Origin of the sequence: Pigmentiphaga sp. GD03639 (assembly GCF_029845405.1) — a bacterium.
GTDB classification, from domain to species: domain Bacteria; phylum Pseudomonadota; class Gammaproteobacteria; order Burkholderiales; family Burkholderiaceae_B; genus Pigmentiphaga; species Pigmentiphaga daeguensis.
The window spans coordinates 312,515-324,339 of sequence record NZ_JAOCLR010000001.1 but is presented as its reverse complement, the minus strand read 5'-3'; the positions used below and the strand labels follow the sequence as shown (position 1 = coordinate 324,339).

At 65.1% G+C, this 11,825-nt stretch carries 12 protein-coding genes; 5 read left to right on the top strand and 7 right to left on the bottom strand.

Annotation, left to right across the window (positions count from 1 at the left end; translation table 11 throughout):
• Nucleotides 1–3 precede the first annotated feature (3 nt).
• Genes N5K27_RS01515 through N5K27_RS01500 form a run of 4 tightly spaced genes read left to right on the top strand, consistent with a single transcriptional unit; the run spans nucleotide 4 to nucleotide 4,190 of the window.
• Nucleotides 4–975 (top strand): tripartite tricarboxylate transporter substrate binding protein, encoded by a 972-nt coding sequence (locus N5K27_RS01515; RefSeq protein WP_279814067.1) that lies wholly within the window; start codon nucleotides 4–6, stop codon nucleotides 973–975.
• 52 nt (nucleotides 976–1,027) lie between these two features.
• The gene (locus tag N5K27_RS01510) at nucleotides 1,028–2,008 is read left to right on the top strand and encodes a tripartite tricarboxylate transporter substrate binding protein (RefSeq protein ID WP_087839310.1); all 981 of its coding nucleotides are present in this window, start codon (nucleotides 1,028–1,030) and stop codon (nucleotides 2,006–2,008) included.
• Between the two features lie 16 nt (nucleotides 2,009–2,024).
• A complete protein-coding gene (locus N5K27_RS01505; RefSeq protein ID WP_243724549.1) occupies nucleotides 2,025–3,728 on the top strand; it encodes a CocE/NonD family hydrolase in 1,704 nt (567 codons plus the stop codon).
• Between the two features lie 42 nt (nucleotides 3,729–3,770).
• The gene (locus N5K27_RS01500) at nucleotides 3,771–4,190 is read left to right on the top strand and encodes a carboxymuconolactone decarboxylase family protein (protein ID WP_087839309.1); all 420 of its coding nucleotides are present in this window, start codon (nucleotides 3,771–3,773) and stop codon (nucleotides 4,188–4,190) included.
• A 63-nt stretch (nucleotides 4,191–4,253) separates the two neighbouring features.
• On the opposite strand, the gene N5K27_RS01495 is transcribed toward N5K27_RS01500, so the two are convergent.
• From N5K27_RS01495 to N5K27_RS01485, 3 genes are all read right to left on the bottom strand, one after another.
• Complete coding sequence (locus N5K27_RS01495) at nucleotides 4,254–5,942, bottom strand: tannase/feruloyl esterase family alpha/beta hydrolase (RefSeq protein ID WP_279814060.1); 1,689 nt, start codon at nucleotides 5,940–5,942, stop codon at nucleotides 4,254–4,256.
• 509 nt (nucleotides 5,943–6,451) lie between these two features.
• Entirely contained in the window at nucleotides 6,452–7,294 is an 843-nt protein-coding gene (locus tag N5K27_RS01490; RefSeq protein ID WP_132979966.1) for a rhodanese-like domain-containing protein, read from the bottom strand.
• Between the two features lie 37 nt (nucleotides 7,295–7,331).
• Nucleotides 7,332–8,111, bottom strand: coding sequence for a tripartite tricarboxylate transporter substrate binding protein (locus tag N5K27_RS01485; RefSeq protein ID WP_279814246.1), 780 nt, complete (start codon nucleotides 8,109–8,111; stop codon nucleotides 7,332–7,334).
• Nucleotides 8,112–8,122: 11 nt separating this feature from the next.
• Here N5K27_RS01485 and N5K27_RS01480 point away from each other — a divergent pair, with 11 nt between their 5' ends.
• A complete protein-coding gene (locus N5K27_RS01480) occupies nucleotides 8,123–8,596 on the top strand; it encodes a LysE family transporter (RefSeq protein ID WP_087839305.1) in 474 nt (157 codons plus the stop codon).
• Between the two features lie 48 nt (nucleotides 8,597–8,644).
• Here the strand turns inward: N5K27_RS01480 and N5K27_RS01475 are convergent, their stop codons facing one another.
• Genes N5K27_RS01475 through N5K27_RS01460 form a run of 4 tightly spaced genes read right to left on the bottom strand, consistent with a single transcriptional unit; the run spans nucleotide 8,645 to nucleotide 11,788 of the window.
• Complete coding sequence (locus N5K27_RS01475) at nucleotides 8,645–9,478, bottom strand: alpha/beta fold hydrolase (RefSeq protein WP_207958652.1); 834 nt, start codon at nucleotides 9,476–9,478, stop codon at nucleotides 8,645–8,647.
• Nucleotides 9,471–9,917 carry a carboxymuconolactone decarboxylase family protein gene (locus tag N5K27_RS01470; protein WP_207958651.1) on the bottom strand — a complete coding sequence of 149 codons (447 nt, stop codon included), beginning with the start codon at nucleotides 9,915–9,917 and terminating at the stop codon, nucleotides 9,471–9,473. Before N5K27_RS01470 ends, N5K27_RS01475 begins: the two co-directional genes overlap by 8 nt.
• 3 nt (nucleotides 9,918–9,920) lie before the next feature.
• The gene (locus tag N5K27_RS01465) at nucleotides 9,921–10,859 is read right to left on the bottom strand and encodes a hypothetical protein (RefSeq protein ID WP_087839304.1); all 939 of its coding nucleotides are present in this window, start codon (nucleotides 10,857–10,859) and stop codon (nucleotides 9,921–9,923) included.
• Entirely contained in the window at nucleotides 10,856–11,788 is a 933-nt protein-coding gene (locus tag N5K27_RS01460; RefSeq protein WP_165963188.1) for a 4-hydroxythreonine-4-phosphate dehydrogenase PdxA, read from the bottom strand. The genes N5K27_RS01465 and N5K27_RS01460 overlap by 4 nt, the downstream gene beginning before the upstream one ends.
• Nucleotides 11,789–11,825 lie beyond the last annotated feature (37 nt).

Here is an 11,825-nt window from a genome sequence, read left to right as displayed (position 1 = left end):
AACATGAAATCCCTGAGCATGGCCGCGGCGGCGCTGGCCGCCTGCGGCCTCGCATCCCCTGCCCTGGCACTGGCCGAACCGGCCTGGCCCGCCAAGCCTGTCCGCTTCGTCGTCGCGTTCGCGCCCGCCGGCCCGGCCGACATCATCGCCCGTCTGCTCGGACATCGCCTGGGCGAAGCCCTGGGCCAGAGCATCGTGGTGGAGAACCGGCCGGGAGCCGGAGGCTCGGTGGCTTCGGCCGCCGTGGCGCGCGCCGATTCCGACGGCTACACCCTGCTCATCAACACCAGTTCCTATGCCGTCAATCCGGCCATGCAGCGCAACCTGGGCTTCGATGCCGAGAAGGACCTGACGCTGGCGGCGCTGGTGGCCTCGAGCCCCAACCTGATCGTGACCGCGCCCAACCTGAAGGCCAGGACGCTGCAGGAGGTCATCGCCGCGGCGAAGTCCGGCGACTACAACTACGGCACGGCCGGCGCCGGCACCACGCCGCACCTGACCGCCGAATACCTGTTCAAGGTACTGGCCCGCACGCCCGTCACCCACATTCCCTACCAGGGCGCCGGCCCCGCGCTGACGGCGGCCGCGGCCGGGCAGACGCAGCTCGCCAGCGTGGCCCTGCCCGCAGCGGTGGAACTGGTCAAGGCCGGCAAGGTGCGCGGCCTGGTCGTGACCGGCAGCAAGCGCTCGGCGGCGCTGCCCGAGGTGCCCACCGTGGCCGAGTCGGGCTTCCCCGGTTTCGAGGACGTGACCTGGGTGGGCGTATTCGCGCCGGCCAGGACGCCCGATGCGGTGCTCCAGCGCCTGAACGACGAGGTCGCGCGCATCCAGCGCGACCCCGAGTTCCAGGCCAGGCTGGCCGCCACCGGCTTCGAGCCGCTGGGCGGCACGCTGCCGCAGGCCAGGAAGTACCTGCACGACGAACTGGCCAAGTGGGCCAAGGTCGTGAAGGAAACCGGCGCCCAGGCGAACTGACCGACAAACGAACCGGCAGCGCCCCCGCCGCCGATCCCAGGAGAAGACCCTCATGCCTCATCGCAGACAAGCCCTCGCCCTGCTGGGCGCGCTGCCGCTGGCGGCTGCGCTGCCGGCCCGCGCCCAGGGCGATTTTCCCTCGCGTCCCATCAGGCTCCTGGTGGCCTTCGCGGCCGGCGGCAGCCCCGACCTGCTGGCGCGCCTGATCGGCAACCAGGTCGGCAAGCAGACGGGCCAGAGCGTGGTGATCGAGAACCGCGCCGGCGCCAACGGCATCATCGCCGCCGAGGCAGCCGCCCATGCCGCCCCGGACGGCTACACGCTGCTGCTGACCACCGGTTCGCAGGCGATCAACCCCAGCATCTACAGCAAGCTTCCATACGACACGGTGCAGGACTTCACGCCGGTGAGCCTGCTGACGGTGGCCCCGGCGTTGACGCTGGTGGTCAATCCCAAGTTCCCCGGCAAGACCTTCGCCGAGTTCCTCGACATGGCGCGCAAGCCCGAAAGCCGCATCACCTTCGGCTCGCCAGGCACCGGCAACACGCTGCACCTGGTGGGCGAGCTGCTGAACGCGACGGCCGGCACGCACATGCTGCACGTGCCCTACAAAGGAGGCGCGCCCGCGCTGAACGCCGTGATCGCCGGCGACGTCAGCGCATGCTTCCTGAGCACGGCCGCGGCCATCATCGCGGTCAAGGCCGGGCAGGTCCGCCCGCTGGCGGTCACCAGCCGCCAGCGCATCGCCGCGTTTCCCGACGTCCCGACCATGGCGGAAAGCGGTGTGCCCGACATGGACTACAACGGCGGCTGGGTCGGCATCTTCGCGCCCGGAAAAACGCCGCCCCCCATCGTGCAGCGCCTGTACGCCGAGATCGACAAGGCCATGCGCGTGCCCGAGGTGAAGGAAAAGATGGAAGCCTGGGACAGTCCGCCCGCGCAATCGTCGCCGCAGGAATTCACCCGCTTCTTCCAGGCCGAGATGGACAAGTTCGCGCGCATCGTCAAGCTTGCCCACGTACCCATGCAATGAAGAGATTCCCCGCACCATGATCCCGACCCGCACCACCACCGAGAACGGCATGATCTTCGAACGCGACGTCGCGCTGGCGATGTCCGACGGCACCGTGCTGCGCGCCAATGTCTTCCGGCCCGAGGCCGCCGGCCGCCACCCGGTGGTCATGGCCATGGGCGCCTACGGCAAGGACGTCCATTTCGCGGATGCCTACCAGCCCCAATGGCAGGTCCTGAAGAAAATCTACCCGGGTCTGGACACCGAGGGCACGACCGGACGCTACCTGCGCTGGGAAGTCGTCGACCCCGAGCGCTGGGTGCCCGACGGCTTCGTCGTGATCCAGGTCGATTCGCGCGGCACGGGCCGCTCCGAGGGCTACCTCGATCCATTCGGGCCCATCGAGACGCGCGATCTCTATGAATGGATAGAGTGGGCGGGCGGCCAGCCATGGTCCAATGGCAAGGTAGGCCTGATCGGCGTGTCCTATCTCGCGATCAAGCAGTGGCAGGTGGCCGCCTTGCGGCCCCCGCACCTTGCCGCCATCGTGCCTTGGGAAGGATCCAGCGACCTGTACCGCGACGGCAGCTATCACGGCGGCATCCTGAGCAACAGCTTCACCGAGGCCTGGTGGCCGCGCCAGGTGCTGGCCAATCAGTACGGCAGCGGCGCCAGCACCCACCGCGACCGCCTGACCGGCGAACGCACCACCGGCCCCGACCTGCCCGAAGCCATCCTGCGGGGCAGCCGCGCGGACCACCCGCGCGACCGCCTGGAGCATCCACTGGACGACGCCTGGAACCAGGCCCGCGAAGCCGACTTGTCCGCGATCCAGGTACCCATCCTGTCGGCCGCGAACTGGGGCGGACCGGGCATGCACCTGCGCGGCAACTTCGAAGGTTTCCTGCGTGCCGGATCGCGGGACAAATGGCTGTTCGCCCACATCGGCACCCACTACGAGAGCTTCTACCTGCCCCGCTACGTCGCCCTGCAAAAACGTTTCTTCGACCACTATCTGCGCGGCGCGGACAACGGCTGGGACCGCGAGCCTCGTGTCCAGCTGGCCATCCGCCGTCCCGACGGCACCGCCGAGCTGCGCCAGGAACACGAATGGCCGCTGGCCCGGACACGATGGACGCGCTTGCATCTGGACGCGGACGCGCTGATGCTGGCGCCGCAGGCGCCCGGGGCAGGCGGCCGGGCGGTGTTCGACGCGATGGGCGAAGGCTTGCACTTCTCGACCGCGCCGTTCGAAGAGGACGTCGAATTCACCGGCCCCGCGAGCCTGCGCCTGTGGGCGTCGTCATCGACCGCCGACATGGACATCTTCGCCGTGCTGCGCGTGTTCGACCCGGAGGGCAAGGAAGCCAGCTTCATCGGCGCGCACGAACGGGTACCCATGGCGCTGGGCTGGCTGCGCGCCTCGCGCAGGAAGACGGATCCCGCCCGCAGCCTGCCCTACCGGCCCTGGCATACGCACGATGAAATCCAGGAACTCGAGCCGGGCCAGGCCTATCCGCTGGATATCGAGATCTGGCCCACCAGCATGGTCTTCCCGCGTGGCTGGCGCCTGGTGCTGACGCTGCAGGGCCATGACTTCATCGTCGACCCGCCGGGGCGCTTGCGCCACGACCATCCGCAGGACCGGCCGGCCGGGATCTTCGACGGCCGGACCACCGTCCACACCGGTGGCGAACGGGACAGCTACCTGCTGATGCCCCTGATCCCGGCCCGCGGTTGAAGGAAGGGTTATGCTCGCGCAGTACCGATCCAGGAGACGAGCATGACCCGATCCAACCGTACCGCGCTTGGCGGCAGCTACAACGAAGCCTTGTTCGAACAGGGCCTGGCCACCCGCCGCGAGGTGCTCGGCCGCGAATACGTGGACGCCTCGCTGGCCAAGGCCGCCGAGGACCCGCTGCGCATGGAACTGCAGCAGCTGGTCACGCAGCATTGCTGGGGCGACGTCTGGAACCGGCCCGGGCTCGACCGGCGCACTCGCAGCTTCCTGAACCTGGCCATGATCACGGCACTGAACCGTCCGCACGAGCTGCGGCTGCACGTGCGCGGCGCGATCAACAACGGCCTGACCAAGGAAGAGATCAACGAGGTCTTCCTGCAGGCCGCCATCTATTGCGGCGTGCCCGCGGCTCTGGACGGGCAGCGGGTGATGCTGGAGGTGTTCGCGGAAATGGGGATCTGAGGAAAAACCATGGCCGGCGCGGCGGGGCGGGCGCGAAGGCCGCCTCGCCGGCTCGTGCACGGTTTACGCCGGATCGGCTACGGGCAGCGTGCACGTGAAGCTGGCGGCGTCGTCTATCGACCCGGTTCCCTTGTAGCGCGGGTACGCGGGATACGGGCAAAGCGGACGCGTCCGGCTGGCCGGAATCGCGGGCGTCACCGCGGCGAGATCGGCGTTGCCCGGTGTTGCCTGCGCAACGATGGCATCCGGTGCCTTGCCACGCTCGACCCAATCCATGATGGGTGCCAGCCGGTCGAAGGTGTCGGTGCTGGGACCTCCCCTGCAATGGCCCATGCCCGGCACAAGGAAAAGCCTGGCGAACCGGCCCGTTTGCTCGCGGCTCGAATTGAGTGCCACGACGGATTCGTAGTAGTCGATGGTGTCGACGGCGTTCGGTCCGCTGTCCCCCGTGCCGTGATAGAAGATCATCTTGCCTCCCCGGTCGCGATAGCGCCCCAGATCCGGGTCCGACATCAGCCACGGCGCATTGACGGTCATCGAATTGCCCCAGGTATCCCAATCGACATCATCCAGGGGCCGGAATCCCGGCTGGGGCGGGGTCATGAACAGGATCGGCGTCGGGTCGATATTCAGTTTCCACTGGATATCCAGAATCGGCCCCTGCCCCGTGATGCGCGCAGCCTGACCGGAAGACGTCATCCAGGCGGCGTCGATGCGATAGCCGCGGACCGGGACCTCGCCTGGGGCTCGATAGCCCGGCACCTTGAACGCGGCGCCACCGGAGTCGACCGGCCCGTCCAGGACGGCTTCCCAGATACCCACCTGTTCGGCCGACAGGCATTCCGGGGTCTTCTCTCCGGTGCAAAGCAGCGCTTTCGGGCGGAACGTGCAGGCGGCCACATTGCTGATCATGCCGTCGACCGCGCCATCCTGCGCGTCGCAGGCAGCCAGCAGCTCGCGCTGGAACAACTGGCGATCGGCCTGCGGCATCGCCTCGTGGAAGCGCGGCATGCCATTGATATCCCGGGACACCACCGCGGCGGCCTTCTGCCAACCCCAGATCCGGGCCGCCACGACCCGGCCGAAGTCGAATACCGGAGCGCCCGCGACGATGCCATCGAACTCGTCCGGAAAACGCTGCGCAAAAGCCATGCCCTGCCGCCCCCCGGTGGAGCATCCATCGAAATACGAGCGCTCGATCGCGTCGCCATAGTAGTCCGCGATCAGGCTTTTGGCGGCCTTGGACGTCTTGATGATGGCCCCGTAGCCGAAATCCACCCTCGCCTGGGGATCGAAGCCGAAGGCCTCGGGCGCCGGCAGGTCGGCATTGTCGTGGCCGCCGTTCTGGGAAACCACCGCGAAACCCTGCTCCAGGGCCGTCTTCGCTCCGCCCGTCGGTCCATACGCGGGAGCCAGCGTGCCCTCGAGCCCGCTGCCGCCTTGAAAGAAGAAGCGCCGATTCCACTCGAGCGGCAGACGAAGTTCGAACTTCGTCGCGTAGCGCTTTCCGTCCACGCCTGTCCGGGGTTCCAGGGAACCCTGGACCACACAGTGGGCCGGCAGGAAGGTTGCCGCGGTCGGAGCGGACTTCTCCGTGGCGGCCGGTACCCAGGTGGCGCTGGTGATGACACCCTTGTGCTCTGCGCTGCTGAAATCCTTGACTGCCGCGCAGGCTGCCTCTCCGGTCAGCGCCTGAGGCTCAGGCACCGCGCCCGACCCACCGCAGCCGGCAACCGCCAGAACCGCCGCCAAACCTCCGGCGCCCCACCCAACAGCCAGATATCCACCCGATGCATGCATAGTGCGGTCCCCCTTATTGGCGCCGATGGCGGCGATATTTATAAAGTATCTTGATATAAAAATACCTTACATAAAACTGAGACTTACGCGAATAGGGTTAGTCCTGAATGGCGCAGGTAACGTGCCGCGGCGGCGCAACTGCCGCGATCGGCCACGCCATGCGGAGAAGCGGACGACAACAAAAAACCCCTTGATTTCTCAAGGGGTTTCTTGGCACATCTGATCTGGCGAGCGGTGTCATTCAAAAGATGGCCTATGATCCGCATGAATGCTTGCTCTAGCTGGTTTTGTTTTTGGCAACTACCCCCATAAATACCCCCACCCTCTCGCGCTGCTAAATCGCCATCAGCCGGTAGGGGTTCAGCAGCCGCTCATAGGGAAAGCCATGGACAGCCCGACCGGACCGCCGCCGCAAACCACCACGTCGAAATGGTCGACGGCGCGGTGCCTGGAATGCTGCGTCATGCTTGCCCCCTTTCAGCGGCGCTGCGCGCCATGCGCTCGGGACTCTTGTTCCATTCGGACCACGAACCCACGTACAGGCGCGGCTCGACTCCCAGCGCGTTAAGCGTCAAGACGGATAGCGCCGACAACACCCCGCCGCCGCAGTACACGACGACATCGCGGCCGGCTTTCACGCCGGCGTCCTCGTACAGCGACTCGATTTCGCTCACGGTGCGCAGCACGCCCGCCGGCGTCCACTGCTCGGCGGAAGGCAGGTTCCTGGCGCGGGGGATGCTGCCCGCAAGAAATGAATTCTCGTCGCGCGCATCGATGAGCAAGGTGCCGGAGCCCAGTTGCTCCACCTCGTCGACGAGGATCTGCGGCATGTTCCCCGGCTGCAGCCTGAGCTGCTCCGACGCGGCGGTCGCGACGCGATGGGTTTCGCCCTGGGCCACCGGCCCGCCATGATTGATCCACGCTTCCAAGCCGCCGTCGAGCACCTTGACGTTCTTGAGCCCCGCCCAGCGCAGCACCCACCAGCCGCGCGCGGCCAGCGCCACCGACGGCCCGTACACCACGACCTCGGTCTCGGCATCCACGCCCCAGGCCCTGAGCCGGTGCTCGAGCTGCTCGCGCTCCGGCAAGGGCAGATTGCCGGAATCCGGCGCAGGCTGCGCCGCGAAGACCTCGCGTATCTGTCCGTACACGGCGCCGAGAATGTGGCAATCGCGGTAGTCCCTGAACTCGTCCTCGGGCTCGCCCAGCCTGACGTCGATAAACAGCCGGTTCGCGTTGGCGCGTTCCAGCAATTGCTCGGGCTGCACGATATCGCCCGACAGGGACGACAACTTGTGTTTCATCGATCGAATCCTTCGCTCATCCAGGCCGGCCGGAACGTCAATCCGCCACCGGCAGATTCCGCTCCTTGATCAGTTTCTTCCAGAATTCCGTTTCCGAGCGCACCACGTCGGTCAGCGCGGCGGTGCTGGTATCGGGCAGTTCCGCGGCCCAGCCCTTGACCGTTTCCTGGGTGGCCGGAGATTTGGCGATCGCGGTGATTTCATCCGCCAGGCTCTTCGTAACCGCGGGATCCATGTTCTTGGGACCGAACACGGCGATCCACGCGCCGATGGCGGGCACGTCGCGCAGCCCCAGTTCATGCAGCGTAGGCACGCCGGTGGCCACGGCGCTGCGTTCGGCGGAGCTCACGGCAAGCGCTTCCATCGTCCCCGCACTGATGTACGGCCAAGCCGTCACCAGGGAAATGATGGCGATGTCCACATCTCCCGCCATCACTGCCTGCAACTGCCTGGAACCCGTGCTGTAGGGAACGTGCACCATGTGCGTACCCGCGCTGATGTTGATCAGCTCGCCCAGGTAGTGCATGCCCGTGCCCACGCCGGCAGAGGCGAAGTCGATCTTGCTGCCGCTCGGTTTGGCCTGGTCGATCAGATTCTTGAAGGTCTTGAACTTCCCCGCTTTCGCGACGATCACGTAGGGCGTCGTCGTGATCTGCGCGATCGGCTGCAGATCGCGCAGGCCATCCGCATTCTTCTCATTGGAGGCCGCGCGGATCGTGATCGAGGATCCGGTCACCAGCAGGTTGTACCCATCGGCGGGAGTTCCCATGATGTGTTTGGCCGCCACCTCGCCGCCCGCGCCCGGTTTGGGCTCCACCACGAAGCACGCTGGCCCTTGCCGCCTTGGTCGGCATAGGCGGCGTGCTGGTCGCGTCCAGCATCGGCTATGCCGCCCTGCAATTGGCCGGCGCGGCCTACCTCGTCCATCTCGGCATCAAGAAATGGCGCACCGCCTCCGCGCCCCTGCAAACCGCGAGCCGCGAAAGCATGCCGTCGCCCGCCAGCCTCTTCACCCAAGGCATGTTCGTCGCGCTATCCAACCCCAAGGCCATCCTGTTCTTCCTGGCCCTGCTGCCGCAATTCATCCAGGCCAATCGCCCCTTGCTGCCGCAGTTCGCCGCTCTTACCTCGATACTGCTGGCTTTCTCGTTTTCGGCGCTGATGGGCTACTCGGTGCTCGCGCGCACAGGGCGACGGCTTGCGCCGGGAAGTGCAGGCCTGGTGGCGGCGAATCGCATCATCGCCATCGTTTTCGTGGGATTGGGCGTATTCATGCTGGCCAGGGCCGTCACCGGGCGTTAGCAAGAGTCCCGTTCAAGCGAGCAAGGCGCCTGGCTTTCCATACGCTGCTCAAGGAGCGGCGAGGAAATCACCGACAAGACGGTTGAACGTCGCCGTCCATTCGATTTGTGTCCAGTGCCCGCAATGAGGGAACACATGCAGTTGAGCGCGCGGAAGAAGCGACGCTAATTTGATTGAATTCTGCAGAGGAATTACCTGATCTTCACGCCCATGGACGACAAGCGTCTCATGCTGCAGGGTTCGCAGCTGCTCCTCTGGTGTCGCTAGCGCCTCTATGTAACGCTGCCGAGGGCCGGGCGAGAACATGCGGCCGAACCGTTCCTGCACCCCGGGACGGATACTCGCCCGATAGCGCAACTCAGCCAACTCATCGGACACCAACTTGCGGTCATAGGCGAACACATCCAGCAATCCCTTCATATTCTGAAGCGATGGCTCATAGCCCCACACGGCGTCAAGGCCGGGCGTGAGCGGGAACGACGTCCCCACGCTCCCCATCAGCACCAGGCGGCGAACCCGGTCGGGATGGCGACTCGCAACCGCCAGTGAAACACCTCCGCCGAACGAGTTGCCAACCAAGTCGACCTGGGGAAGAGAGAGGGCATCCAGGAAGCCGATCAGATGATCGACCCAGGTATCCAGATCGTATGAAACAGACGGCGGCGCTTCGGTGTATCCGAACCCTACCATGTCGGGCGCCAGGACGCGCGCACGCTCGGCCAGGGGACCGATATTCAGGCGCCAATTCGCCCAGGCCGTAACGCCCGGCCCTGAACCGTGAATCAACAGTACCGGATGGCCTTCGCCCTGGTCGTGGTAGTTCGTATCGATCTGGCCAACTCGCAACCTCAGGCCAATTTCAGGATTCTCGGAATTAGTCACGGCCAGTCCCCTCCTCCTGTTCGCAGATGCGAGCGAGGATCTCCGCACCTCGATTGGCGGCAGACAAGCCGCGGAACAAATAGCACAGGTTCACGACCGCTTGCATTTCGTCCCAGCTCGCTCCCGCCTTGCGGGCAGCGATACCGTGCAGAACGGCGGCATCGCTGAGATCCATGAGCAACATCCCGAACAACAAGAGCTGCGCCGTCTTTACATCGAAGCACTTCGGATACATCCCATGCTCTCGCGCCTCTTCCTGCAAGCGCAGCATCGTCGGATCGATCGCCCCGGTCACATGGAAACGCGCTTCGATACGGGGCGGGAGAAAACCTACCAACTCTTCATATATCTTGGTACGACTTTCAATACTCCGGCTTTCGTCGGAATAGGAGCCCATCCGCTTGCTCACGCTCCCGACGTCGATTCGTGCAGGCAACATGTCTTACTCCTTGGGTTGTTGCGGCCAATACGCAAACCCCAACCCAGTCTTCGCATGATGGGCGGGAATGTAATCGACTATCTCGCCTTTCCATTGGCACGCGGCAGCGGCAACGATCCATGCGCGGATCTCGCCGGAGCCGCCACGCATGGTGGCCGAGTCCATCGTAAAGAGATGCTGGAGGTCTCGGCCCCTGTTGGTTGCGATGCGATCAAGAATCCATTTGTCCATGGGCGTATCGATCCATCCGGCTCTTGGACCGACCGGATCATGCGACAACCCTCCGGACGCATAAATGGCGACGCGTTCTTTGCGCGTGGCCAGGATGCGCGCAAGCGCCTCGCCGAGCTGCCAACACCGGGCGGCGGTTGGCAAGGGCGGAAAGTAGCAATTCAGGTACAGGGGGATGATCGGCACGTCCAACCTGGGAAGCAGGCGCTTGGCCGGATAGACGATCATGTGCGAGGTGCCCCGCTCCGAATGCGGCCCCATGGGATTCATGACCGAGGAGCTGGCCATATCGAAACCATCGTTCAGAAGCTCTTCGAGCAAATGGTTCGACAATTCCTTGTGCACCGGCACATGGATCCGCGACGCTCGAGGCGGTTGATCGACATAGAACGGCGCTTCGGAACCCCACACCTCATCGCCGGTAAACAGGCACATCGCCGGATTGCACCGTGCGTCGAACATGTCCTCCTGATCGTCGCCGACGAAAATCACCGCGTCGGGTCGATACGCTTCCAGCTGTTTCCGCAGGACCTCGAAGGCTGCATCGATCCGATTCACGTAGCTGCGAATGACCTCCGGCGTTTCGAGCTTCGCAGTATGCGGCTGCGAATCCTTCATGTAGTCGGGAATCGCGCCATAGACCTTCGGCCACAGCTCAGGTGGGCAGAACATCGCCGGCGCGTGGGAGGATGCCAGACCAAGACCTATCATTCTCCGTCTCCAGTGGGAAATGTATTCGAAACATGGAGCAATGCTTGGACCAAGGCTTCCGGATTCGCAACTCCCTTGCCCGCGATGTCCATCGCCGTTCCATGTCCTACCGAGGAAAACACGACCGGGGTGCCGATCGACATCGCGGCAGCCATGTTAGGCGCCGCCACCCTTGCAGCGACATGTCCCTGGTCGTGCAGCATGACGACGAACGCATCGCAGTCCTTCCTGGGCAAGAGCGTATCGGCCCCGATAGGTCCGATAAGATCCATGCCATCGTCACGCAGCTTGCCAATCGCTGGCGCGATGATTTCGATCTCCTCGCGGCCGAACAGGCCAGACTCGCCAGCATGCGGATTGACGCCCGATACGCCTATCCGCGGCCGGGCGATACCCAGCCGGCCCAGAGCCTGTGCAGTCGTACGAATGACCTTCTCTACCCGGTCTTGCGTAATGGCAGTCAAGGCGTCCCTGACACTGAGGTGCAGGGTCACGTGAGCGACTCTGGTTCTTTCCCAGCAGAGCATCAATCCGACTTCATCGACCGGCGTCCCCGTACGGCGCGCCAGGTACGACGGATGTCCGTCGAACGCAATGCCTGCTTGTTTGATGGCGGTCTCATGGATCGGCGAACCGACCACTGCATCGACCACTCCTGCTTTCGCCGCATCGACCGCTGCATCCAGCGCCGCGATGGTTGCCGCACCCGACGCGGCCGACACCTCGCCGATTCGAAAGCTTTCGTCCAAGCTCGGGACGTCCATCAGGGCCAGCCCCTGGTCCAGGCTGGCAATGTCCGCCATTGACCGCAGCAGGCGGTAGTCGGCCCGCAGTCCGCAAAGCTTCGCGTGCGCGTCCAACGCCCGTTTGTCGCCAAACAGAACCAGACTCAGGCTGTTGCGGATACGCGGGTCGTCGGATGCCTTCAATGCGATTTCCGGTCCGATCCCCGATGGATCTCCCAAC